Source organism: Avibacterium paragallinarum (assembly GCF_900450705.1).
Taxonomy (GTDB): Bacteria; Pseudomonadota; Gammaproteobacteria; order Enterobacterales; family Pasteurellaceae; genus Avibacterium; species Avibacterium paragallinarum.
In genome coordinates this window covers 39,317-64,193 of record NZ_UGHK01000001.1, presented here as the reverse complement: position 1 = coordinate 64,193, position 24,877 = coordinate 39,317, and the positions used below count along the sequence as shown (strand labels likewise).

25 protein-coding genes and 1 pseudogene are annotated in these 24,877 nt (G+C 42.8%); 12 read left to right on the top strand and 14 right to left on the bottom strand.

Annotated elements, in window-relative coordinates; translation table 11 throughout:
• Positions 1-99: 99 nt before the first annotated feature.
• From ubiE to DXZ23_RS00380, 8 genes are all read left to right on the top strand, one after another.
• Positions 100-891 carry a bifunctional demethylmenaquinone methyltransferase/2-methoxy-6-polyprenyl-1,4-benzoquinol methylase UbiE gene (gene ubiE / locus DXZ23_RS00415; RefSeq protein ID WP_017807352.1) on the top strand — a complete coding sequence of 264 codons (792 nt, stop codon included), beginning with the start codon at positions 100-102 and terminating at the stop codon, positions 889-891.
• Positions 892-903: 12 nt separating this feature from the next.
• A complete protein-coding gene (locus DXZ23_RS00410; RefSeq protein ID WP_017807351.1) occupies positions 904-1,533 on the top strand; it encodes a ubiquinone biosynthesis accessory factor UbiJ in 630 nt (209 codons plus the stop codon).
• Between the two features lie 4 nt (positions 1,534-1,537).
• Positions 1,538-3,175, top strand: coding sequence for a ubiquinone biosynthesis regulatory protein kinase UbiB (ubiB, locus tag DXZ23_RS00405; protein ID WP_017807350.1), 1,638 nt, complete (start codon positions 1,538-1,540; stop codon positions 3,173-3,175).
• Positions 3,176-3,304: 129 nt separating this feature from the next.
• On the top strand, positions 3,305-3,532 hold the full coding sequence (gene tatA, locus DXZ23_RS00400; RefSeq protein ID WP_017807349.1) for a Sec-independent protein translocase subunit TatA: 228 nt from the start codon (positions 3,305-3,307) through the stop codon (positions 3,530-3,532).
• 3 nt (positions 3,533-3,535) lie between these two features.
• Positions 3,536-4,102, top strand: coding sequence for a Sec-independent protein translocase protein TatB (tatB, locus tag DXZ23_RS00395; RefSeq protein WP_017807348.1), 567 nt, complete (start codon positions 3,536-3,538; stop codon positions 4,100-4,102).
• 2 nt (positions 4,103-4,104) lie between these two features.
• On the top strand, positions 4,105-4,884 hold the full coding sequence (gene tatC, locus DXZ23_RS00390) for a twin-arginine translocase subunit TatC (RefSeq protein WP_017807347.1): 780 nt from the start codon (positions 4,105-4,107) through the stop codon (positions 4,882-4,884).
• Positions 4,885-4,962: 78 nt separating this feature from the next.
• Positions 4,963-5,976: a porphobilinogen synthase gene (gene hemB, locus DXZ23_RS00385; protein ID WP_017807346.1), complete on the top strand. Its 1,014-nt coding sequence runs from the start codon at positions 4,963-4,965 to the stop codon at positions 5,974-5,976.
• A gap of 149 nt (positions 5,977-6,125) precedes the next feature.
• Complete coding sequence (locus DXZ23_RS00380) at positions 6,126-6,914, top strand: TatD family hydrolase (protein ID WP_035695679.1); 789 nt, start codon at positions 6,126-6,128, stop codon at positions 6,912-6,914.
• Positions 6,915-7,077: 163 nt separating this feature from the next.
• Here DXZ23_RS00380 and nrdG read toward each other — a convergent pair whose 3' ends face one another.
• The 4 genes from nrdG to zipA all read right to left on the bottom strand — a co-directional run bounded on the left by nrdG (position 7,078) and on the right by zipA (position 13,990).
• The gene (nrdG, locus tag DXZ23_RS00375; RefSeq protein WP_017807344.1) at positions 7,078-7,548 is read right to left on the bottom strand and encodes an anaerobic ribonucleoside-triphosphate reductase-activating protein; all 471 of its coding nucleotides are present in this window, start codon (positions 7,546-7,548) and stop codon (positions 7,078-7,080) included.
• 866 nt (positions 7,549-8,414) lie between these two features.
• A complete protein-coding gene (gene nrdD, locus DXZ23_RS00365; RefSeq protein ID WP_035695681.1) occupies positions 8,415-10,541 on the bottom strand; it encodes an anaerobic ribonucleoside-triphosphate reductase in 2,127 nt (708 codons plus the stop codon).
• 219 nt (positions 10,542-10,760) lie between these two features.
• Positions 10,761-12,788 (bottom strand): NAD-dependent DNA ligase LigA, encoded by a 2,028-nt coding sequence (gene ligA / locus DXZ23_RS00360; RefSeq protein WP_017807340.1) that lies wholly within the window; start codon positions 12,786-12,788, stop codon positions 10,761-10,763.
• Positions 12,789-12,991: 203 nt separating this feature from the next.
• Positions 12,992-13,990 (bottom strand): cell division protein ZipA, encoded by a 999-nt coding sequence (zipA, locus tag DXZ23_RS00355; protein ID WP_021724023.1) that lies wholly within the window; start codon positions 13,988-13,990, stop codon positions 12,992-12,994.
• Between the two features lie 158 nt (positions 13,991-14,148).
• Between zipA and cysZ the strand changes: the two genes are divergently transcribed.
• The 4 genes from cysZ to DXZ23_RS00335 all read left to right on the top strand — a co-directional run bounded on the left by cysZ (position 14,149) and on the right by DXZ23_RS00335 (position 16,934).
• Positions 14,149-14,997, top strand: a complete 849-nt coding sequence (gene cysZ / locus DXZ23_RS00350) for a sulfate transporter CysZ (RefSeq protein WP_017807339.1) — start codon at positions 14,149-14,151, stop codon at positions 14,995-14,997.
• A gap of 118 nt (positions 14,998-15,115) precedes the next feature.
• Positions 15,116-16,063 carry a cysteine synthase A gene (gene cysK, locus DXZ23_RS00345; protein ID WP_017807338.1) on the top strand — a complete coding sequence of 316 codons (948 nt, stop codon included), beginning with the start codon at positions 15,116-15,118 and terminating at the stop codon, positions 16,061-16,063.
• Between the two features lie 400 nt (positions 16,064-16,463).
• Positions 16,464-16,742, top strand: coding sequence for a hypothetical protein (locus DXZ23_RS00340; protein WP_017806894.1), 279 nt, complete (start codon positions 16,464-16,466; stop codon positions 16,740-16,742).
• 3 nt (positions 16,743-16,745) lie between these two features.
• Complete coding sequence (locus DXZ23_RS00335) at positions 16,746-16,934, top strand: DUF6900 domain-containing protein (protein ID WP_021724025.1); 189 nt, start codon at positions 16,746-16,748, stop codon at positions 16,932-16,934.
• A gap of 20 nt (positions 16,935-16,954) precedes the next feature.
• Here DXZ23_RS00335 and DXZ23_RS00330 read toward each other — a convergent pair whose 3' ends face one another.
• From DXZ23_RS00330 to DXZ23_RS00280, 10 genes and pseudogenes are all read right to left on the bottom strand, one after another.
• The gene (locus DXZ23_RS00330) at positions 16,955-17,791 is read right to left on the bottom strand and encodes a hypothetical protein (RefSeq protein WP_035695683.1); all 837 of its coding nucleotides are present in this window, start codon (positions 17,789-17,791) and stop codon (positions 16,955-16,957) included.
• A complete protein-coding gene (locus tag DXZ23_RS00325; protein ID WP_021723659.1) occupies positions 17,778-18,536 on the bottom strand; it encodes a class I SAM-dependent methyltransferase in 759 nt (252 codons plus the stop codon). The genes DXZ23_RS00330 and DXZ23_RS00325 overlap by 14 nt, the downstream gene beginning before the upstream one ends.
• A 58-nt stretch (positions 18,537-18,594) precedes the next feature.
• The gene (locus DXZ23_RS00320; protein WP_082188684.1) at positions 18,595-18,705 is read right to left on the bottom strand and encodes a Com family DNA-binding transcriptional regulator; all 111 of its coding nucleotides are present in this window, start codon (positions 18,703-18,705) and stop codon (positions 18,595-18,597) included.
• A 173-nt stretch (positions 18,706-18,878) separates the two neighbouring features.
• Complete coding sequence (locus tag DXZ23_RS00315; RefSeq protein WP_017807578.1) at positions 18,879-19,109, bottom strand: Acb2/Tad1 domain-containing protein; 231 nt, start codon at positions 19,107-19,109, stop codon at positions 18,879-18,881.
• A 7-nt stretch (positions 19,110-19,116) separates the two neighbouring features.
• Positions 19,117-19,615 (bottom strand): annotated as a pseudogene (locus tag DXZ23_RS00310) (enoyl-CoA hydratase).
• Positions 19,608-20,204 carry a DUF4376 domain-containing protein gene (locus DXZ23_RS00305; RefSeq protein ID WP_035695579.1) on the bottom strand — a complete coding sequence of 199 codons (597 nt, stop codon included), beginning with the start codon at positions 20,202-20,204 and terminating at the stop codon, positions 19,608-19,610. Before DXZ23_RS00305 ends, DXZ23_RS00310 begins: the two are co-directional and overlap by 8 nt.
• 9 nt (positions 20,205-20,213) lie before the next feature.
• Positions 20,214-22,829 carry a phage tail-collar fiber domain-containing protein gene (locus tag DXZ23_RS15660; RefSeq protein WP_021723661.1) on the bottom strand — a complete coding sequence of 872 codons (2,616 nt, stop codon included), beginning with the start codon at positions 22,827-22,829 and terminating at the stop codon, positions 20,214-20,216.
• Between the two features lie 25 nt (positions 22,830-22,854).
• On the bottom strand, positions 22,855-23,382 hold the full coding sequence (locus DXZ23_RS00290; RefSeq protein WP_026138599.1) for a phage tail protein: 528 nt from the start codon (positions 23,380-23,382) through the stop codon (positions 22,855-22,857).
• Positions 23,382-24,551, bottom strand: a complete 1,170-nt coding sequence (locus tag DXZ23_RS00285) for a baseplate J/gp47 family protein (RefSeq protein WP_017807158.1) — start codon at positions 24,549-24,551, stop codon at positions 23,382-23,384. Before DXZ23_RS00285 ends, DXZ23_RS00290 begins: the two co-directional genes overlap by 1 nt.
• Positions 24,544-24,876 carry a DUF2590 family protein gene (locus DXZ23_RS00280; RefSeq protein ID WP_017807157.1) on the bottom strand — a complete coding sequence of 111 codons (333 nt, stop codon included), beginning with the start codon at positions 24,874-24,876 and terminating at the stop codon, positions 24,544-24,546. The genes DXZ23_RS00285 and DXZ23_RS00280 overlap by 8 nt, the downstream gene beginning before the upstream one ends.
• Between the last annotated feature and the right edge of the window lies 1 nt (position 24,877).

Genomic DNA, 24,877 nt, shown 5'->3' with positions numbered 1-24,877 from the left:
TTTTCCGTGAGAAAACATCACACTTTAATCAAATAGCAAAGAAAATTTTGCTATTTTTTGTTATTCTATCGCCTATCAAAATGACGCACGGACAAAACAATGACTTCCCCAGAAAAACAGCAAAAAAACCAACCGCACTTTGACAATGAGCAAGAAACCACCCATTTTGGCTTTCAAACTGTGGCGAAAGCGGAAAAGCAAAAACTCGTTGCCAACGTGTTTCATTCCGTAGCCGATAAATATGATTTAATGAATGATTTGCTTTCTTTCGGTATTCATCGCGTTTGGAAACGATTTACGATCGATTGCAGTGGCGTGCGGAAAGGGCAAAAAGTGCTAGATCTGGCAGGCGGAACGGGCGATTTCAGTGCCAAGTTTTCTCGTCTTGTGGGGGAAACGGGGCAAGTGATTTTGGCTGACATCAATTCCTCAATGCTCAACGTGGGGCGGGATAAATTACGCAATCTTGGCGTGGTGGGCAATATTGACTATGTGCAAGCCAACGCGGAAACCCTGCCCTTTGCCGATAACACCTTTGACTGCGTAATTATCAGCTTCGGCTTACGCAATGTTACCGATAAAGACAAAGCTCTGCGGTCAATGTTCCGCGTATTAAAACCTAGTGGGCGTTTGTTGGTGTTGGAATTTTCTAAGCCGATCCTAGATCCACTCAGCAAAATTTATAATTTCTATTCCTTCAATATTTTGCCGAAAATCGGCGAAGTGGTGGTGAATGACGGCGATAGTTACCGTTATTTAGCGGAATCAATCCGAATGCACCCTAAGCAAGAGGATCTCAAAACAATGATGGAAGAGGCGGGATTTGAGCAAGTGAACTATTACAACTTGAGTGCGGGCATTGTAGCATTGCATCGAGGTTATAAATTTTAAGCGAGTGAGCCAATGAATTTTCTGCAACAATTAATGCTACCACAATGGCTCAACGGTGCGTTGGAATCCTTACTCAATTATTTGTTAAAACGCACCGCACATAGCGAAATCTATTTACGCAAACTTAACGGCAAGGTGCTGAAAGTTCAGCCACAACAGTTTGATTTTCCGATATATTTTGTATTTTCACCGCAACGTATCGACCTGCTCAACCGCTATGAGGGTGAGGTAGATTGTGCGGTCAGCCTGAACGCTCAATTATTATTCAAAATGCCGAGCAAACAGCAATTATCCCGCTATCTGAATGAGCAATCTATTCAGCTTCAAGGGGATCTGCAAGTGTTGCAAGACTTCACCGCTCTGCTAGAATTTTTAGAAAAAGATCCTGCCGAACTGCTTTCTCCTTTTGTCGGCGATGTGATCGCACAAAGTGCGGTGGATTTTTTGCGTGGTTTTTGTCAAATCGCAAAACGCAAATTGAGCGAAAGCCAGCAATATTGGGGCGAGCGTTTAACGGAAGAATGGGCGGTGATCTCGCCAAGCCTTGCCATTGCAGATTTTTGCGAGCAAGTAAAAACACTGGAAAAACAGACCGCACTTTTAGAACAAAAACTCAATCAGCTTCAGCAATCACGAAAATAAGCCAATGACTTTTAAAAATTTCAAACGTTTATACAAAATTATCCGTACCTTTCTCATTTATGGCATTGATGAAGCCCTGCCTCGCAATGCCTATACTCGCCCCTTGCGTTGCTGGCGGAAAACCCTATTTTGGCTTCGCAATCAGCATAAAGAACAGGCGTTTGGCTTGCGTTTACGCCTTGCCTTGCAAGAACTCGGGCCCGTTTGGATCAAGCTCGGGCAAATGCTTTCCACAAGACGGGATCTGTTTCCGCCTGAAATCGCTGATGAATTGGCATTATTGCAAGATCAAGTTGAGCCATTTGACGGCAAAACCGCTCGCGAACAAATTGAACAAACCTTTGGCGGAAAATTAGAAACTTGGTTTGAAGATTTTGATGAAACCGCGCTCGCTTCCGCTTCCATTGCACAGGTGCATACCGCTCGCTTTAACGCCGAACAACCCCTTGCGGGCAAAGAAGTCGTACTGAAAGTGTTACGCCCAAATATTCAGCCACAAATTGATGCGGATTTGAGCTGGATGTACAAGCTGGCGAGTTGGATTCCCCGTTTATCAAGTGAAGGCTATCGATTGCGGGCGGTGGAGGTGATCCGCGAATATGAAAAAACCTTGCGTGATGAGCTGGATTTACGCATCGAAATGGCGAACGCTATCAAGCTGAAAGCCAATTTTGCCGACAGCCCAATGTTGTATATTCCTGAAATGTATCAAGAATTTTGCTACCAAAATGTCATCACAATGGAACGCATTTACGGCATTCCCGTGTCTGATGTGGAAAGCCTAAAAGCTAACGGCACGGATATGAAATTGCTGGCAGAACGTGGCGTACAAGTGTTTTTCACCCAAGTGTTCCGTGATAGCTTTTTCCACGCCGATATGCACCCAGGCAATATTTTTGTTAACCCAAATCACCCTGAAAATCCGCAATACATCGGCATTGATTGCGGGATTGTCGGACGGTTAAATGACAACGACAAACGCTATTTAGCAGAAAGTTTCGTGGCATTTTTTAACCGCGATTATCGCCGCGTAGCACAAATGCACGTTGATGCAGGCTGGACACCGCAAGATACCAATATTGATGAATTTGAACAGGCGTTCCGCGAAGTGTGCGAACCAATTTTTGCTAAGCCTTTATCAGAAATTTCTTTCGGTCAGGTATTGCTCAACTTATTCAATGTGGCACGTGAATTTAATATGCAGGTGCAACCGCAACTGGTGTTGTTGCAAAAAACCTTGCTTTATATTGAGGGCTTGGGGCGACAACTTTATCCACAGTTGGATTTATGGGATACGGCAAAACCTTTTTTACAAAATTGGCTAGATGAACAAATGGGCATTAAAGCGTTCGCCAAAAATTTAAAAGCCAGTTTGCCTTATATTACCGAGCATTTACCCCAATTCCCCGCGACATTAATGGACGCCTTGAAACAGCAAACGCAAATTCGCCAGCAGTTACACGAAATCAATAAAAAGTTAGCAAAACAGCAACGCTGGCAGAAAAAAGCCTTCGCCTTAGTAATGGGGACAGTGCTTTTTTTAGGCACATTATGGCAATTTTCCACTTTACCGCTGTGGGCAAATATTGGACTTCTTACCGCTGGCAGTATCCTTTGGCTTACCGCCCTACTTAGCCAATAGCACAAGAAAAAACAGAAAGTTAGCGATAAATCAATAAAATGTGAAATAATGCAAATTGTCTATTGTTCAAGATGAATAAAAAAGTTATATTTTGGCACGATTTCATTAAGTTAGTTATAGGAGTAAAAAATGGGTTTAGGTGGCGTAAGTATTTGGCAATTACTCATTGTTTTGTTAATCGTATTAGTCTTTTTCGGCACAAAAAAATTACGTAACGTGGGGTCAGATTTAGGCACGGCAGTGAAAGGCTTCAAAAACGCAATGAAAGATGATGAAGCACCCGCAGAGCCGAAAGAAATTGCTGATGAGGCTCAGCAAGCCAAAACGGAAAGCGTGAAAGACAAAGAGCAGGCATAATCTGTGTTTGATATTGGTTTTTCGGAATTATTATTGATTTCCATTGTGGGCTTAGTGGTGCTAGGCCCACAACGCTTGCCCGTGGCGATTCGTACCGTGATGGGCTGGGTTCGCACCATTCGAGGCTTGGCAGCAAACGTGCAAAATGAGCTGAGCCAAGAGTTGAAATTGCAGGAATTGCAAGAAAGTATCAAAAAAGCCGAACATCTCAATTTGCAACAACTTTCCCCAGAGTTAAGCCAAACATTGGAAGAGCTAAAGGCCTCTGCTGAAAAAATTAAAGCCAATTTAGAAGAGAAAGCAGCTATCACCAACACTACCTTTGAGCAACAAGTGCAAGAATTAAAAAATGCGGTGCAAAATTCGCAAGAAATTTCACCAAATAATGCTTCACTATCAACAGAGGAGCAAGATCTTTCGCCTGCCGACATCGCTGAGCTGGCAGAACAAGATGAATCACAGCTTGAACTAACCAGTGCCTATTATCCCGAAGATGATGTACTTGCCGATGTAGGTGAGGTGAGCGAAACTGCAAAACCTACGCCAGCCCATCAAGCCGAAAAAGGATAATTATGACCGTTGAAGAAACCCAACCTTTAATTAGCCATTTGCTTGAATTACGCGATCGCTTATTGCGTTGCGTGCTGATCGTGGCGATTATTTTCTTAGGCTTAGTCTATTTCGCCAATGATATTTATAATTTTGTCGCCTCGCCTTTGCTCAATGTAATGCCCGCAGGCACAAGTATGATCGCCACCAATATCGCCACTCCCTTTTTCACCCCGCTGAAATTAACGGGCGTGGTATCGGTGTTTATTGCGGTACCATTTTTGCTGTATCAGGCTTGGGCATTTATCGCACCAGCACTATATCAGCACGAAAAACGCTTAATTTATCCGCTGTTATTTTCCAGCACTGTACTGTTTTATTTAGGCGTGGCATTTGCTTATTATGTGGTCTTCCCCCTTGTTTTTGGCTTTTTAACCAAAACCGCCCCCGTAGGCGTGGCGATCGCAACGGATATTAGCAGTTATTTAGATTTCGTACTGACCTTATTTTTAGCTTTCGGCGTATGTTTTGAAGTGCCCGTGGCGATTATTTTGCTTTGTTGGTCTGGCGTTACCACCATTGATGACTTGAAGAAAAAACGCCCTTATATTATTGTTGCTTCTTTCGTAATTGGGATGCTACTCACCCCGCCAGATATTTTTTCACAAACCTTACTTGCCATTCCAATGTGTTTATTGTTTGAAGTGGGGTTATTATTTGCACGTTTTTATCGTCCGAAAGAAGACAAAGGCAACACCGATAGCAATAATAGCGAGAGTGAAGCACAACAACACAAAGAATAATTTCTTTCCAACCAGTTTTAGGGCGAACCAATGTGTTCGCCCCTTATCCTTATAACGAAAAGATTTTGGAGAATAATGATGACTCAACAAATTTTCACTGGCTTTCCAGCACGCCGTTTACGCCGTATGCGTAAACACGATTTTAGTCGCCGTTTAATGGCAGAACACAAATTATCCGTTGATGATCTTATTTATCCTGTGTTTATTATTGAAGGGGAAAACTATCGCGAACCCGTGCCTTCAATGCCTAACGTGGAGCGTTTAACCTTAGATCAGTTACTTATTGAAGCGGGATTGTTAGTCAAATATGGCGTTCCCGTGATCGCCTTGTTCCCTGTGATTGATCAAAGTAAAAAATCCCTGATGGCGGAAGAAGCCTACAATCCTAACGGCTTAGTGCAACGTGCAGTGAAAGCGTTGAAATCTCATTATCCTGAGCTAGGGGTTTTAACCGATGTGGCGTTAGATCCTTACACCGTACACGGTCAAGACGGCATTATTGATGATGACGGCTATGTGCTAAACGACATCACGACCGAAGTGCTGGTGAAACAAGCCCTCTCCCACGCCGAAGCAGGGGCTGATATTGTCGCGCCAAGTGATATGATGGACGGCAGAATTGGCAAAATTCGCACCGCACTTGAAGATAGCGGTTTTATCAACACGCAAATTATGGCGTATTCCGCCAAATATGCCTCGAATTATTATGGCCCATTCCGTGATGCAGTGGGATCTTCAGCCAATCTGAAAGGGGGCGATAAGAAAACCTACCAGCTCGATCCAGCCAACAGCGATGAAGGCTTGCAAGAAGTGGCATTGGACATTCAAGAAGGTGCGGATATGGTGATGGTGAAACCGGGAATGCCTTATTTGGATATGGTATATCGCGTAAAACAACATTTCGGCGTGCCAACTTTTGCTTACCAAGTATCGGGGGAATACGCAATGCATATGGCAGCGATTCAAAACGGCTGGCTGAAAGAAAAAGAATGTATTATGGAAAGCCTGCTCTGCTTTAAACGTGCAGGGGCAGACGGCATTCTCACCTATTTTGCCAAACAAGTTGCTCAGTGGCTCTATGAAGAAAAATAGAAAAATACAACAAACCGCATTTTATGCGTATAACGCTAGATAACTAATGGTTTACTAATATTATGTTAAAATTGACATTAATATAATAGAGAACGCGTTGGTAAGTTAAGTCATCAAAAGATACAACCTTTTAATTAACAGGAATGTCTATGCGTTTTTTTGATACTCACACCCACCTTGATTATTTGCTAGAAATGACGCAACAATCTCTGTCTGAATTAATAGCAGAAAGCCAGCAAGCTGGCGTGGAGAAAATGCTTATTGTCGCTGTGCAAGCTAAGGATTTTACAAGGATTGAAAAACTCACCGCACTTTATCCCGACAATCTCTATTACGGCTTAGGCTTACACCCCTTATACATCGCACAACATCGCTTAGCGGATCTGGATTTGTTATCGGAATGCTTAGCCCACCGCCCGAAAAATTGCACCGCAGTTGCAGAAATTGGCTTAGAGCGAGGCGTGCCAGCCTTACTGGAAGCCAATTTATGGAAAAAGCAATGCGAGTTTTTAGAAGCACAACTCAACCTCGCAAAAGCAAACAAACTGCCCGTCAATCTACATTCGCGTAAAGCCCACGAAGCCCTTTATCCATTTTTAAAAGCCGCTCAGCTTGATACCACAGGCGTTGTTCACGGCTTCTCAGGCAGCTACGAACAAGCCAAACGCTTTGTGGATTTAGGCTACAAAATAGGCGTAGGCGGAGTCATCACCTATGAACGTGCAAACAAAACCCGACAAACCATCAAACACCTCCCCCTAGACAGCCTCCTGCTCGAAACCGACAGCCCCGATATGCCCGTGTCAGGCTTTCAAGGACAACCAAACAGACCAATGCGATTGCGAGAAACCTTTAACGCACTTTGTGAGTTAAGAACGGAAAGTGCGGTGGAGATTGAAGAAAGGGTTTGGGGGAGTAGTTGTAAGATGTTTGGGTGAGCATTCGCCTAATGTGTTTTCGGAGCTTTTATACATTAAAAATGTAAAAAATTTACACCGCACTTTTAAATAACGCAATTTTCCGTGTAGCTTGTTTTTATTTTTAAACGTGTAATGCCAAATTATTTTGAAATCAAACGATTATAATGAGTTCAAAATGATATTAACTCACCTTAAACCTATATATCACCTGATTTGCCGAACCCCGCCACGCAAGCGAGGGATCTGCTTGTTCTTTCACGAATTTCCCGTCAATTAACACATCAATATAAGGGAGCATTTGCTGTTGTAATTCATTGAGTTCGGAAAGTTTATAGCCTGTCCACAGCCAAATGTCTTTGTCAGGGCATTCGGTTTTTACCCGTTTAACTAAGGCAAGTAAGGTTGGCACATTGCGAGGGTGTAGAGGGTCGCCGCCTGATAGGCTTAAGCCTTGGCGTTTAATCCGTTGATCTTGCAGATCGCGGATAATTTGATCTTCCATCGCTTGATCAAAATGCACGCCCGCACTAAACGACCAGCTTTTTTGGTTGTAACAACCTTTGCACGCGTGTTCACAGCCACTAACAAACAAAGTGCAACGCGTGCCTTCACCGTTAACGATGTCAACAGGGTAATATTGGAGGTAGTTCATAGTGTTTATTTTTTATTCAGGTTAATTTCTTATTTCTTTGTGATTAATAACGGGTTTCGCTCGTTGAGCGACTTCCTTTCTTTTGCGTTCCCGAATGAAGAAAAGTAAAGTTTTTATGTCGCCGTTAAATTGCGTTTTTCTTTAGAGTTAATAACGAGTTTCGCTCGTTGAGCGACCTACTTTCTTTTGCTTGCTCAAAAGAAAGTAGGCAAAGAAAAAAGCACCCGACTAAATTGCTGATCTTCATTTTTAACAAATTTTCTTAACGAAAAGTAAGCCCATACTCGCTGCGCTGCGTTCAGGCGTTACTTTTCTAAAAATTTGTTAAAAATGAAGGCAATTTACACGGGAAATTAATCCTTTCTCTCTTCTACATTTTGTTTGAAAATTAGAGCAAAGTAGAATTTTCCTATTTTATAAAATAAAAAGTGCGGTCTTTTTCCGCAGAATTTTAAAAAATCCCAAAATTCCCACCGCACTTTAAAATTAGCCCTAACCGAATTTCCCCGTCCAAACCGCCCGAATGGAAATAAAATTTTTAGAAAAATCACGCCGAGCGAGAGCGTAGCGAACATCAGGCTGATTTTTCGTTAAGAAAATTTTATTGGAGTGAGGAAAAAGCGGTTTGATCGGGGGGCCCTTTTCTTTGCTTCCTTTCTTTTGGGAACGCAAAAGAGAGGAAGTCGCTCAACGAGCGAAACCCGTTATATTTCCCAAAGAAAAAAGTTATCAGCCATAAGGGGCGTATGCGATATGCCCCTACGGGGTTGGATAAACAGAAAGTAAGCAAATCGCCAACGGCGAAACCCATTATTAATCCCAACGAAAAAAGAAGCACCACAAACTATTTCCTCAACCAATTTTCATCATAAATGCTTCACCCTGCGTTTCACTTCTTCTTGTTTGCCGGCATTAAACGGTCTGGCGTCTGGGCTGCCTAAATAGCCACAAACACGGCGGGTTACGGACACTTTTTCGCTGTCGTGATTGCCGCATTTCGGGCAGGTGAAGCCTTTGCTAGTGCAGTGAAACTCGCCTGTGAAACCACATTCATAGCATTCATCTATCGGGGTGTTTGTACCGTAGTAAGGAACGCGGTCGTAGCTGTAATCCCACACATCTTCTAAGGCTTTGAGATTGTGTTGAATGTTAGGGTATTCACCGTAGCAAATAAATCCACCGTTTGCCAATGGTGGGTAGGGCATTTCAAAATCCAGTTTGTCGTAAGGATTGACTTTCTTTTCCACATCTAAATGATAGCTGTTGGTGTAATAACCTTTATCTGTTACGCCAGCGATGATGCCGAATTGTTTGGTGTCTAAGCGACAGAAACGGTCGCATAAATTTTCGCTCGGGGTGGAATAAAGGCTAAATGCGTAGCCCATTTCTTGTCGCCAGCTTTTGGCTGCATTGGCTAAATGGGCGACAATGGCGATGCCTTTTTGGCGGAGTTGTTCGTCGTCGTAAATGTGATTTTGTTGATATAAGGCGTTGATGGTTTCGTGAATGCCGATGTAGCCAAGTGAAATTGACGCACGTCCGTTTTTGAAAATTTCGGCGACGTTGTCGTCTGCTTTTAACCGCACGCCGCACGCTCCCTCCATATAAAGAATGGGGGCAACCCGCGCTTTGGTGTTTTCGAGGCGAGCAATACGGGTCAGCAAGGCTTTTTTCGCAATGGCAAGGCGTTCATCAAGCAAGGCATAAAAGCGTTGTTCATCGCCTTTGGCTTCTAGGGCAATGCGAGGTAAATTGAGGCTCACCACACCGAGATTGTTGCGTCCATCGTGAATAAGCTCGCCTGCCTGCTCATAAGCCCCCAAAAAGCTACGGCAACCCATTGGGGCTTTGAAAGATCCCGTTACTTTCACCACTTGATCGTAGTTGAGAATGTCAGGGTACATTCGTTTCGCAGCACATTCGAGAGCGAGCTGTTTGATGTCATAATTGGGATCGCCCGCTTGCTGGTTTACCCCTTTTTTTATGGTGAAAACGAGTTTCGGGAACACAGGCGTTTTGTGGTTCTTCCCTAAGCCTCGAATACGGTTGCGTAAAATCGATTGCTGGATTAAGCGAGCTTGCCAGCTTGTGCCTAAACCAAAACCAAAGGTAACGAAGGGCGTTTGCCCGTTGGCAGTGTGTAGCGTATTGACTTCATATTCTAAGGACTGGAACGCATCGAAACAGTCTTTTTCGATCATCGCCTTTGCATAGGCTTCGGGTTCAGGTACTTGCCATTGGTGAGCATTGTGTAAGTGCTTTTCATAGCTCAGTTGCACATAGGGGGCAAGCACTTCATCAATGCGATTAATAGTTGTGCCGCCGTAAATATGGCTTGCCACTTGGGCGATGATTTGGGCGGTAACGGCTGCGGCTGTGCCAATGGATTTCGGCGGCTCAATTTCTGCATTGCCCATTTTAAAGCCCTGAGTGAGCATTCCTTTCAAATCCACCAGCATACAGTTAAACATTGGGAAAAACGGTGCGTAGTCTAAATCGTGGTAATGAATTTCTCCTTTTTCGTGGGCTTCCACCACATCAGACGGCAATATATAGCGTTTCGCGTAGTGCTTCGCCACAATGCCTGCGAGCAAATCCCGCTGTGTGGGGATCACTTTGGCATCTTTATTGGCATTTTCATTGAGCAATTCCACATTATTTTGCTCAATCAGCCCCTCAATTTCACGCGTGAGATGACTACGTTTTTCCCGTGCCACATCGCGATCGTGGCGGTATTCAATATAAGCACGGGCGACTTGCGGATAATCACTCGCCATTAATCGATTTTCTACAGCATTTTGGATATCATCAATATCAATTTTCTCTAGATGTTTTGCAAAAATCACCTCACATACCTTTTGAGCAATATGGTGACAATAATTCTCATCATCAACATTTGCAGCATAAGCCGCTTTTCTGACTGCATTTATGATACGTTGGATATCAAATGGAACTGGAGAGTTATCACGCTTAATCACAATAAGTGTCTTCATTACATCATTCCTATATATTGTGTATTTATATAATAAAGAACACTATATATTGATATTTTTTAGAATTCAATGTGAAGAAGCCCAAGCATACTGACCATATTATAAGCAATATTTTTTAGCTCTTTGATTTTATACAATATTATTAATATTAATTTTTTGAGAATAATTATCACAAACAACAATTTACTTGACATAGATCAAATAAACGATAATTTGTTCTTACGCTATCGATTTTTGTACAATTAATAAAAATTCGTCTTCCGTTAAAATCTTAACATTCAATTCGAGTGCTTTATTAAGTTTTGAGCCTGCATTATCCCCTGCGATTAAATAATCAGTTTTGGCGGAAATACTGCCCGTTACTTTACTGCCAAGTTGTTGTAATAAAGCTTTAGCATCGTTACGAGTCATTTGGGTAAGTGTGCCTGTTAGCACAACAGTTTTGCCTTTCAGCGGGTTTTCACTGACTTCTTTGATTTCCACATCATCCCAATGAATACCTTGTGCAAGAAGATCTTCAACCACTTCGACATTATGGGCTTCACGCCAAAACACATAAATGCGATTTGCCACCACTTCGCCCACATCTGGCACTTCTTGCAATTGTTCAATGGTCGCTTGCTTCACCGCGTCTAAGTTTTTGAAATGATTGGCTAAATTTAACGCGGTGGCTTCGCCCACATCACGAATACCCAATGCGAAAATGAAACGGGCGAGTGTGGTTTTTTTCGCTTTTTCTAGGCTATTTAACGCATTTTCGGCGGATTTCGGCCCCATTCGCTCTAAACGCATTAGGGTGACCTCGTCTAATTTGAAGAGATCCGCAGGGGTGTGAATGAGTTCGCGATCTACTAACTGTTCAATGAGCTTTGCCCCCACGCCATCAATGTCCATTGCCTTGCGGGAAACAAAATGCTTGAGAGCCTCTTTCCGTTGTGCTTCACAAAATAGCCCCCCCGTGCAACGTGCTACCGCTTCACCCTCAATGCGGGTGATAAGCGAACCACACACAGGGCAGCGGGTTGGGAAGATAATCGGCTTGGCATCAGCAGGACGACGATCGGCGACAACACCAATAATTTGCGGGATCACATCACCTGCACGACGGATAATCACCGTATCGCCAATAGCGATATTCAGGCGTTCGATTTCATCGCCATTATGCAAAGTGGCGTTGCTCACGGTTACGCCTGCCACAAACACCGGTTCGAGTTTTGCAACGGGTGTGATTGCACCTGTTCTGCCCACTTGAAATTCCACATCATTGAGAATGGTCAATTCCTCTTGTGCTGGGAATTTGTAAGCGATTGCCCAACGAGGGGCTTTGGATATAAAGCCCAATCGATCTTGTAGTGCTATGTCGTTAATTTTCAGCACTGTACCATCAATGTCATAACCCAAGTGCGGGCGTTTCTCTGCCATAGTGTGGTAGAATTTCAGCACGTTTTCTACACCATTGCACAGCTCAATTTCTTTATTCACGGGGATACCGAGGGATTTCAGCCATTGCAATCGTGCGAAATGCGTGTTGGGTAACTGCATACCGTCTGCCACACCAATCCCATAGGCATTGAGCATTAACGGACGCTGGCGGGTAATTTTCGGATCAAGCTGACGTAACGATCCCGCCGCCGCATTGCGAGGGTTAGCAAAAGTCTTTTCTCCTTTCGCAAGAGCGGTTTCATTGAGTTTTTCAAAGCCCGCTTGTGGCATAAACACTTCGCCGCGTACTTCTAAACGATCGGGTGGATTGTCGGTTAAAAGTTGCAACGGAATATTGCGAATAGTGCGAATATTGGCTGTAATGTCCTCGCCTGTTGTTCCGTCGCCACGGGTCGCCGCTTGAGTTAGCACGCCATTTTCATACAAAATACTCACGGCTAAGCCGTCCAATTTCGGTTCACAACAGAAGGTGAGCGGGTCAGGCAATATACCAAGGCGATCCTGAATGCGTTTCACGAAAGCGGCAAAATCTTCATCGGAAAAGGCATTATCCAACGAGAGCATCGGGATTTCGTGGGTTACTTGTGCAAAGCCCGCAAGGGGTTTCGCTCCAACCCGTTGCGTAGGCGAGTGTGGATCGGCAAACTCTGGGTAGGCTTGCTCTAAAGCTTTTAATTGATTAAACAGACGATCGTATTCCGCATCTGGAATTTGCTGATTATCTAAAACGTGATATTGGTATTCGTGATGTCTAAGCGTTTGGCGTAATTGCTCAATTTGCTGAGCAGGCGATTGTTCTATCATTATAAAATCCTTGTGAAAAACTGACCGCACTTTTATTATGAGCTGAAATTTATTTTTAGGTTTCAGCCAATTGCGGTGATTTTGTAGGTTATTCGTTTTCTTATTTCAAATGGAAACGGCGATAATAAAGGCGGACATCACTGCCCGCCCGTAAGCTGAAAAAAGAAAAGTGCGGTGCTTTTTCCTCCTGATTTTGGGCGTGATTACATACTCACTTTTGCTAAATAGGCTTTTTCTGCATTCTCATCGAAAATTTCTTGTTGATCAGTGAGTACGAAGCCACCTAATTCCTCAGCAATAGTTTTCGCCGCACGAATCATCATACGTAAATTCACTAAGTCGTTACCAGGCGATGGCAATTGCATAAATAATGCGATTCCTACGGTGTAGAAATCTGCCATTGTGTTAGGCTCAAAAGTTCCCGGCTGTTGAATATTCGCGGCACTAAACAGCACAGGACTAGTGCTATTGAGATCTAAATGTCGGTGATAAATGTGTTGATGACCAAAAATAAAGCCAAGATCATCAAGCACTTTGGCTAATGTCACGCCGTTAAACTCGCGATCTTCAGGAGAAACGATGTAGAGCATTAAGAAATCTTGTGGCGTTTCATTGCGTTGTTGCGTCGGCTGTTCCGCCGTGGCTTGTGCGGTTTGCTCCACTTCGGTAAATTCTACCGTTGGACGTTCGTATTCAATGGTGATTCCGCTGTTCATCGAGCTAGTCTCTGCAAAGTGCGGTTGTGCGTAAATGCCCTCTTCCTCATTTAAATTGGCTTCAATTTCTGAAATAGTCGCACTAGCAAAATGTTGCGGTGCTTGATAAGACGCGACTGGCTCAACACTATGCTGACCGGGTTGAGGATCGTTCGGCAAGCTAATTTTAATTTGGTTGATTGCTTGTTCTACGTTTTGCTGTTCTTCTTGTTGATAAGTCGTATGCGAAGCCTGTAGCGTGTCAGAAGAGCCTGATTGCTGAGTTAACGATGGGGTTACCTCTCGCTGTTGTGTAGGTGATGCTGTATCAGGTTGTGCCATATAGTGATGATTTTCTTGTGGCTGGCGTACTGGCTGATCTTTATTGAGTCTATTGTCATTTTCAAAAATTTGTGATTTTTCACGGCGATTCGACCACACGCCGTGTACCACTAAAGCGATTAACGCGATGACACCCAAAATAATTAAAATCGTATTTAAATCCATCTGTTATATTCTCCCATCATTGATAGCACAAGGGCGACAAATTGGCTGCTAGCTTATCATATTTTGCAAATTCGGTGATATGCAAAAATTGATTTTTTTCACCGCACTTTGTATTCTTAGCCCGTTTTTAGCAATGAGGCGTTAGATAGGAAGAAAAAATGTTGCACGCGAAAGAACTTAGCCAAGGTTTTCATTATTTTGTGATGGGTTGGCATTTGATTGGGCGAAAAGGGGTAAGAGATTTTGTGATTATGCCGATTTTGCTTAATAGTTTGCTGCTCTGTGGGTTGTTTTGGCTGTTTATGGCCAATATTGGTGGGGTGATTGATGGGCTAATCAGCTATGTGCCAGATTGGTTGGCGTGGCTCAATGGCGTGCTGTTCGCCTTTTCTATCTTTATGATTTTATTAGTGTTTTATTTTGCGTTTACTACACTTTCGGGCTTTATCGCCGCTCCGTTTAATGGCTTGTTAGCGGAAAAAGTGGAGCAAATGCTCACGGGCGAAAATCTCATTGAAATGAGTACAATGGATTTCATCAAAGATATTCCACGAATGCTAGGGCGTGAATGGCAAAAGCTATGTTATAGCTTGCCTAAACTTATCGGCTTGTTTTTATTGGGATTTATTCCGATGATTGGGCAGACTGTCGTGCCGATACTCACTTTTCTATTCACCGCGTGGCTGATGGCGATTCAATATTGCGATTATCCGTTTGATAACCACAAAATCCCATCCCATATAATGCGGAATGAATTGAGTGAAAAACGCACGATGAATTTAACCTTTGGGAGCTTGATTACCTTTTGCACCTTTATTCCGCTAATGAATTTGGTGATTATCCCCGTTGCGGTATGTGGGGCAACGGCAATGTGGGTGGAGCAATATCGCGATAGTGCGTTATTTGAATTTAAATCGCAGAAAAAATCGCCGCAAAATAGCAAAGAGAAAAGGGTTAATCATCAGCGAGATGGTGTCAAACATCAATCAAATCGCTTTATTAACTAGTTGAAATTAAAGCCTAAATAGCCGTTGGTTATAAAATATAGCAAACGGCTATTTTTTATTGCCGAAAAACTATGCTAAAAATGACCGCACTTTTAATCAAATTAAGTAGGTGAACACAATGACGATTTACAGCGACAACTCTTATTCTATCGGACGCACTCCTTTAGTCCGCCTAAAACATTTTGGCAATAATGGCAATCTTGTAGTGAAAATTGAAGGGCGTAACCCGAGTTTCAGCGTGAAATGCCGAATTGGTGCGAATATGATTTGGCAAGCGGAAAAAGACGGCATTCTCACCAAAGAGAAAGAAATTGTTGATGCCACCAGCGGTAACACAGGGATTGCCTTAGCCTATGTGGCAGCGGCCCGAGGCTACAAATTGACCCTTACAATGCCTGAAACAATGAGTTCCGAGCGTAAGCGTTTATTGAGAGGCTTGGGCGTTAATCTTGTGCTAACAGAGGGTGCAAAAGGAATGAAAGGGGCAATCGCGAAAGCCGAAGAAATCCTTGCGAGCGATCCGAATCGTTATGTGATGCTCAAACAATTTGAAAACCCCGCCAACCCAGATATTCACCGCCAAACTACTGGGGTAGAAATTTGGAATGATACGGACGGAAAAATCGATGTGTTGGTCGCAGGCGTGGGCACAGGCGGCACAATCACGGGCGTTTCCCGTGCAATCAAACAAGATAAAGGCAAACCTATTCTTTCTGTTGCCGTTGAACCTGAAGAAAGCCCAGTTATCACACAAACCTTAAATGGTGAAGAGGTGAAACCCGGCCCGCATAAAATTCAAGGTATCGGTGCAGGATTTATCCCAAAAAATCTCGATCTTTCCTTGGTAGATCGCGTAGAGCAGGTGAATAGCGACACCGCCATTGAAACTGCCAGACGCTTAATGACAGAAGAAGGTATCTTAGCGGGTATTTCATCTGGTGCGGCGATCGCGGCGGCTGATCGCCTTGCCAAACTCCCTGAATTTGCCGATAAACTGATTGTCGCTATTCTTCCCTCCGCATCAGAACGTTATTTAAGCACTGCACTTTTTGAGGGAATTGAATAACAATACGTTAGATAATGCACATTTAAATCTAGCACCCGCTACATTCAAATGCTAAAACAAACATCGACTTAACCAGTGAACACTGTAAGTAATAGCGAGTGATAAAACATAATATCTTTCCCGTTTATTATATACCAAGTCAGAATAAGTTAGTATTACTGATTCTGTATCATAGGAAATATATAAAATCGCAAAACATTTCGCATAAAATTTAAATTTATTTTGCATAGCTATTGAGTCTCAGATTATGCAAAATTATTTCAAATTTTTTATCATTTAGACCTCCATACCTCCCCAGCTACATTGTTAGTCAGTCGGCTTAACTACTGCTTATTTCCCCTTTACTCCTCGTCCCCAACGAGCAATGATGCCCCCAACACAAAACAACAGGGACATAAAAATGAAATTTAATACACGAGAATTTATTCAACACTTAACCACCAGACTTGAAAACCATCACGGCTTTAAAAATGGGGAATTTGTGCAAGGGAAACGCCGCTTTCAAGTCCGTCAAGATAGTTATCAAAATGAGCCAACAATTTATTTACTTTATATGCCACAAGGCACGCTGGTTGAACACTCTGAACATTGTCGCCAACGCGTTTCAATCGAGACTAACTTTGACATTGTCGCCCAGCAAATCGCTGACAAAATCGCAAACATTTTAAGAGGGAAATAAACAATGAAAAAACCAACTGAAAAAACCATCGCAAAAATATTAGAAACCATTGCAAAAGAGGTGGGGGATATTGAAACATTAGAAACCCGAATGAGCGACCATTTAGATTTTTATGATATGGGCGTGTGGAATATCAAACGCCTTATGCGTGCGGCTTATGAGGCAGGCTATAAGGCGGGCATTGAAAAATAGGGGCGTTAGCCCCTTAATTTTTAGAATTTAAGCACCAAATTATCCTCATAGCTAACCTGATAGTTTAACGATGTTTGAAGGACTATCCGCTCAGCTCCATCAAAGGCTTGCCAGTTATCCTTTTTCGCCTGCACCATATACGCAATAAACCGCACAAACTCTGACTTAGTGGAGCTAAAAAACACATAAGGCGGTCGTGTTCGGTCAATAAGCTGCAAGAAATCAATCAAATCAAAATAATTTGCCATTTTATAGCTGTTTTGCTTGGTGCAAAGATAAGGCGAGTCTAACACAAACAGGGCTTTAGGGTTGTCGGCAAACTTAGGCAGAAGCTGTTGAAATGGCTCGCTGACTATCTCAAGCCCATCAAGGTAATCCTCTGCACTAGGATAATCAGCCAGCTTTATTCCATTCCAAAATGTCTTGCTAAATAGCTCCTCAAATGAGCTGACTTGTTGCCCACTGAAAAGCAACCAACTTGCAATGGTGTTGAGGTCTTTAAATCCCTTAAAATCATTGATTTTATTGATGATTTCTTGCTTTTTATTGTTATCTAATCGCTTGTTTTTGGGTACAATATCGCCAACAATTTGAAGCAGTTCAGCTCGTAAACGATTTGTATCGCTTATGTGTTTTAACCTGTCGGCATAGCCATCAAAATCATTATAAATCACCCGTGCTTTGGACTTGATACGCTTTGCCACATGGCTTAATAAACCACTTCCTCCAAAAGCATCGACAATCGTCCACCCCTCCCCATCATCAGAAATATGCTCATTTAAAACCTGTTTAAAGGCGTTTAAAAACAGCCGTTTTTGCCCGACAAACGGCAACGGTGCTTGATTAAAATGACGCATCGTTACCCCCTAATACCTCAATAATACGACGATAAATATCGTGGATAAGCGGCAACGGAATGGCTGAACGGGCGTTATAACTGTGTAAACAGTCAAACATCGTTTTGCCCGAAATATAATGCTGATAACGCAAATTTAGCGGAATATTGCTTTTAAACTTAGTCGCCTTTTTGCAGGGCCAGCCATAATTCCCATAATAGGTAGGGTTCGCATAAGGAAGAGGAAAGGCTAAAATCTCATCAAGATAGTGCCAAAGGCGGCTCGCATAAGGGTTTTCAATCACATAAATTTTCGGCTGATACCGTTTAATAATCTCAATGGTGTTATAAATGCAAAGCTCACCATTAATTCGATTTAAAAAAGAGGTCTCATAACGATAACGTCGCTTTTTAACCGCTGCCGCGTCAAAATCTTTGCGACGACGAATAGCAAAGCGTGTATTTCCCTGCCATTGCCAACAGACATTCCCGCCCTTAATAGAGTTGGCAACGGAAAAACTCTCACAAGGCGGACTGGCTAAAATGACATCGGGTTTAGGGAGGCTATCTAGCTTATTAAACAGGGTTTTATCACCAAACAACCGCCCAAAATCCGCTAAATTCAGCGGTAGAAAATGCCGATTTTTACGCTCAATATCAATGCCGATAGGATAGATTTTAATATTGCGAAATGCTTTTGCTGCTTGGGTATAGCAGCCGTTGCCGCTATCAAATAACGCCCAAACAATGATTTTCTTGTTTGCCATAATTTATCCTTAAATTATGGCGTTCTGACGCTCAAGGCATTCGGACACTCTGAGTTGTTTAACGAGTAGGTTTAAATGTGTTTAAGGTTTTACACCGCACACATTTAATTTCTAAATATTGATTATCTTTTGTGCGTGCAAGGAGCTTTTTACAGCACTTGCACCGCATTTCTTGCAAATCTTTTTGCATAGACTTTCTCACTTTACGCGGTTTTGTTACAATCCGTCCGTCTGGTCAGACAAAGCGGTCTCGGGTCTATGCAGGTGCTATCTGCTTAGGCTGATGTGGTAGAGGTCAGAGCCTACCACATCGCCGCTTCTTTATGTTTACTTGTTACATTCTCAATCTTTGTAAGTAATCGCTTTTACACTCCACATTTGAGCGGTTTGTGCTTCAGTGATTGCCACGCTGGCTAAACGCTTAACCTCTAGTATATTTGTTGAGTTACGTAACTCATTAAGTTGATCAATGATATCCGCATAAAGCCGTTTGCACTTTGTCACTTCATCGTTATTATCAGGATTAAAAGTTAATCCTACTGCTTTTTGTCCAAATGTTAGATTTCCTTTCATCTACAATTTACTCCTTATGTTTTAATTTAAAAATTGCCGCTAAATGATTTGGACTAAACCGCCAGCCCTCATCACCGCCATTAATCGCATTTGCACACCACTCACTGCAAAAAAAATTTGTCGCGTGCTTGCGGGGTAAATAACACAATCCCTAACGCCCCTAACCAGTCGTATTTTTTATCTTTAGTTTGCCAAAAATATCCCTTAACTTTAGCCTCATCGACCCCATAAAGCGGAATTAAATCCCACTTGCCGTTATCAAGGTCAATCTGCTTGCAACGCACCCCACCATCTCGGATTGATGAGCTGTAACAGTCGTAAACAATCTCGTGGTCATAATGATGACCACTTAGCCACTCACGCCGAGCAACGGCAATCTCACAATGGGAGTATTGGCCTTTAGTGAGCTTACGAGTGAGCCAGTCACCTAATTTGGCTTTAAGCACGGCAAAACCTTTGCCACTGCGGTTGCCTTTATAGAGAGCTAAATAAACTCGATTATCCATGATAAACCTCCTGCCAGCCTGTGCTGTAGTCATAATCTAACGGGTTATCCACCGCCAACATCGCCAAGCGGTGCTTTTCAGCGTTGTCAAAATTGGCTTGCTCTTGTTGCATTAGCGTTAATGCTAGCTGGTCTAATAATGCCTCATTCATCAATACAAAACTGTTATCCATTGTTTTCCATTGCGTTTCAGGAAAACTGGGTAATGTCCGCATAAAGGTATATTGTTGGCGACTTACCTCATCGGTGTGAAACCATTTATTCACACTCGCAACATACACCCCACTATGCGTGCGACGATAACGTTCTTCTTTAATTTTTTTCCATACTTCGGCTTGTTGTGCAGCTAACCAAGCGGCTTTTTGCTCCTCATCCATCACCCATTTTCCCCCTTGCAATCTGTGATAAGGGCTTGGCTGGGGCTCAATCAAAACGGGATAGCCCCGCTCATCGGGGATAATCTGTTTTCCCTCACTTTGCCCGATAAGTAAAGTGCGGTAGGTTTCTTCGCTAATTTCTACTGAACCCTCGGGGATAACATGTATCCCCGCTAGGAAAAAACCTTGTGTGAGTCTGTTAAAAAAATACATTGTTCCCCCTTAATAACCTATTGCTAAAAACATCGTGTCATTTCGCTGGCTGACTACCTCAAAACCACTATTATCCATCTGTCCACGGCTTTGTACGGTACTTGTGTAGCTCCACATCTTAGTAAACTCTGTGAGTCCAATAAAAAATACTTGATTAGGAAAGGTTATTGGAAATGTTACTCGCCGTTGTGTGGTTGCTTCCCACCCTGCTCTAAACTTACCCCATTGAATAATTAATCCATTGGGCAATTTGCTCCAGCCATTTTCTGTAAACTGTTGGCTAAAAAGATTGTTAAGGTATTGCTCTACGCTTCGTTCAAAATCCGTTATTTCACTCACCCTATGCGTATGTAACACGTCCGCTTTTTTTGCCTTCACTTCTTGAATATCTTGTGCCAATCTACTTGCATCAAGTTGCCCAGCATTAGCAATCTCTCCAAACGCCTTAATCCAAAACTGCACCCCATCGAGCGTGTTTTGTGCTTTAATGCAGAGTTTGAGAACAAGGGATTTCGGGCGCGTTTCTTCCGCAGTTCGCGTATCTTTCTCTGTCCTATCCTTCGTAGAAGCAAGGTAGGTTTTTGCCCTTGCCCCATCGGCGACCGCCACGTTGTTTGCCTGCACCCTGCCTTTTTGTGCGGGCTTAAACGCACCCGGCACTACATTGGTGGTATCACTATCATGAATGACGATAGTGATACCTTTCTCGGCTTGATAATCGCCCCCGGCTTCGGTAGGAATATAGTGAAAGTGGTCTTGAAGGGCGTCTTGTTGCACCTCACCCACCGCAAGCAATGCTCCCGCGTTACGAATAAAGCGGTCTTTCGCTTTCGGCACGGCGGAAAGGCTGCCATATTTCGCCACAAGATGGCGATACAGTTCGGGATAAGCCTGTTCGCTAACTTGCTCTTCAATGTCATCAAAGGCAATCCAGCCTTCGGGGATATTGTCGGTGGCAAAATAGGCGGTCATTCCCACATCAGAGCGACGCAGGTCGGGCAATGTGTTCACCCCTAAGGCTTGATAAAGGGCGGGATAAGTTGTTCTCCCAAAGGTTGAGCCGTCACAGCGTAAAAATCCGTGCGGATTTTGTACCGCACTTGGGAATGCCATTACAGCACCAACAGGGATGAGGTTTTTCGCTTTATCCTCAACCCAGCTCTGATACGCGACTGTTTCGTTTTTATCTACTCGGGGGAAAGCAACATAACGAGTATCCCCATTAGCAAAGCGATACATAAAGTTAAAGCGCGGATCATCTTTAGATGCAGGATTAACTTCCCATCGCCAATAACCGCCATCGGGTAGGGTGGCGCGGACACGCTCCCATCTGTTGCCAGTAATATTAATAAGACCTGTTGCAGTGAGATTTGGTGCGGTAACATTGCCCGTAAACGTCCCGCCAAGTTCGGTCATAATGCGCTTTTGGCCAAGGTGATTGCCATTGGCGTCAAAGGCTGTTGTAAAGATATCCCAAGCAGTATTGCCCGTTAAGCCACCATAAGCAAAGCAAATCCCCCTTGCGTGAGCATTGGTGCTGTAGTGTGGGTGGGTAATGTGCATCATCAACCCATTGAGCGGGAGATTATTAAGTCTATCGCCATTAGGGCGGTAAAAGCCGCTGTAGGTATAGCCATTAGCCTTGGTGTAGTCGATGGTCTTCAAAAATGCCTCGCCACCAACCTTATCTAGCTTGATGCCGTTAAGGTCATACACTGCCTTACTTGTGGCTACGGTGTCTTCACTTTCGCTGTCGGTGGCACTGGATTTTTTGCTATTGGGGATAAACCGCCCATCAAGTAATCTTCGATCTGTGATTTGTCCTTGGCTGTCAATATCAGCAATAATTTGTACATAATGCTGATGAGCAGCTTGATCTAAATAATCGGTTTTATTACGCGTTAAAAACTGAATTTCCGTTTCATAAGCACCCGTTACAGTGCAATGATGTACGACATCAACATAAATAGAACAGGGGAGGTTAGTCGCATTAATTTCAGTGTGTTGGGGTAAATTTGCTCGCACGCCCTCAATATATGCTGTACCTGCATTGATGTTGTAAATATTGCCTGTTTTTCGACTTACTAAAAAACCATCATCAAAAAAGACCGCTCTTCCATACATATCTCTGTTTGTCAGGCGAATTTTTTCATCAAGCCCTGATAAGCGAAGGGTGAAATCAATTTGCCACGTTTGGGTATTCACATTGATATTGGTTAAAGTTTTGGCATTGCTAAATTCCAACAAGACGGAGCGTGTAATGCTGTTACCTTGTACGCCCGCTTTATTTTTGATTTTTTTAATGGGTTCAAATTGAATAGCACAAGCAAGCAATTTTTTGCTTTTATTGATTAAGCCAATAAAATTGTAATCCCAATCGCCAATTTCAGTGCCAAGGGTTACGGAATAAACCACCGAATTTTGATTGACTACACCCGCTTTTGAAACCGCTTGTCGATGAACAATATGATCATTCACCGCAGATAAGGTTAAATAATCCGTTAAATTATGCTCATTCAGTGCGGGAATATTGGCAAAAATAAATTCATCAAAAATAACTGTGCCATTATTGACGGTCTGCTGTGTAATATATTGTTCAAATTCAGGCGTTAATAAATTAGCCATTTTTCACCTCTTATTTTTATTATTGTTATACGTTGGCTTTAAAATGATACGCACGATAATCACAATCAAATTCACCGTGATAAATGGTGAGTTTATTATTTGTCATTACTTCAAACGTATATCGGCGACAAGTTCGCCCATATTTGCGAATAATTAACATTAATAATTCGGGATTTTTTGCAAGTTGTGAGTCATTAAGTTTAATTTTAATGACATCCCAATTTTCTAAATCAAAACGCTCTTCAATTTCAACGTATCCAATTCCTAAACGGTCAAAAATACGGATAAATCCCATTTTGCTGCCTGCGTCTTTGGCATTTAAAAAGGCATATTTGACCCGCTTACGATAAAGGGCTAAGGGTTCACCCTTGAAACGTTCAATATCACGAGAATACGCAATGAAATTTAAAATAGTTTCACTGCATTTTTCTTCGTCAAAGATTGAAAATGGCGTGGATAACATCCTTAAACTATAAGCCCACCATTTTTCAAAAAGTCGGGCGATTTTATTTAATTCGCCTTTATCCAACCAAAAAGGCAAGGTTATTTTTATCATTGTTCTATACTCACCGTTAAAGATTGAATGCGTGGAATAGCGAGATCGCTCAAAATATCCTGTTGTCCCCAAATAATTGAGGAAATCAACGGTTGAGCTTCGTGAATTTCTTCACCTAACCGCGACCAAGAAAAGCGGCTGTGCGGATAGGTTTTAGTTACCGCATAATTATTATTTTCGCGGAATGCACAGCGGATCATATTTTCTACTTGGGTTTTAATTTCAGTTTGTTTTAATTCGCTCACATTTTGGCTAGGAGCAAAATAAAGTTTACAGGTTAAACGATGTTGCGTTTCAGGCATTGCAAAGCAAAGTAAATCGTCCCCGTGTCCGTGATATCCCTCATCACGAACATAGTGATTAACGCGATCGACAAAAGGCTGACTGGTTACCCCCGTATCTAATAAAAGATAGGCGTTCGCTGTTCCCGGTCCTCTTGGTGCGTCGTGTTTAAAGTAAATACGATCCACAGATAACCCAGCAATTTTGGCTATCATTCCGCGATAAACGCTATCAATATGATGTTGTCCCACACTAGAAAACTGCGTGCGATAGCGTTGGCGTAACTCTTCGTCGGTTTCTTTATCTGATCCCGGTGTAAGCAACCATTCGGCTTCATTGAGTACGCTTTCAATGCCGTTAATGGGTTCGGGTAAAATGCGATAGTAGCCTGACGCAAGGTTATAATCGCTGCCTGCAGCTTCCGCAATAACGGGAACTTTTCCGCTGATTGAGCCTTTGGGGATCTCCGTTGCCGCCGTGGTGATAACTCTAAAAATCACCCCATTAATTCGCTCGGTTTGTACGATTGTGCCTTGTGGAATAATGATCGGCGTGAGATCGCTTTGTTTGTAAAAGGTGATTTCCCCCTCGGCTTTGGTTGCTTCTTTAAAATCCAATCCCACCGCCCAAGCCTGAATCTGTAACCATTTTCCCTTTGCGGTTTTTACAAATAAATTCGGCAAAATTTCACTGATTAAATGATGAGTAAGCCATTTCACAGGCTGAATAGCAACTGCGGAGATTAAACGCCAAAAAGGCGACATTCGGCTAGTGTTAGTGATTAGCCCCTCTTGCTGTGTGAGCCGTTCAAATTCTTGGCGAATTTCGCTTTCTTCTGTGGGTAATCCTGAATCAACAAGGATTTGTTTAAATTCATTACTCATTGACGTTAATTCCTAAATTGATCGAACCAAAATCATAGGTTTCTGCGGTTAAAAATAAGCGGTTCGGGCTTTCTTCCTTAATCGTGATAGTTCCAGGGATAAGCCGTTCATCATCTTCAGCTAAAAAAATCATTTGCAAAATAATATCGCGGCGTAAAATTTTGCTCCGTTCCGCGATTAATTGCGTCGCCAAGCCACTTTCCAAAATCGCGTGCTTAATATCTTGGGCGATAGATTGCTGGTTGTAGCATAATATCGGCAAGCCGCCGCTATCTAAGGTTAAATCTTCGTTTTTGATCAATAAGTCAAAATACAGCTTATCCATA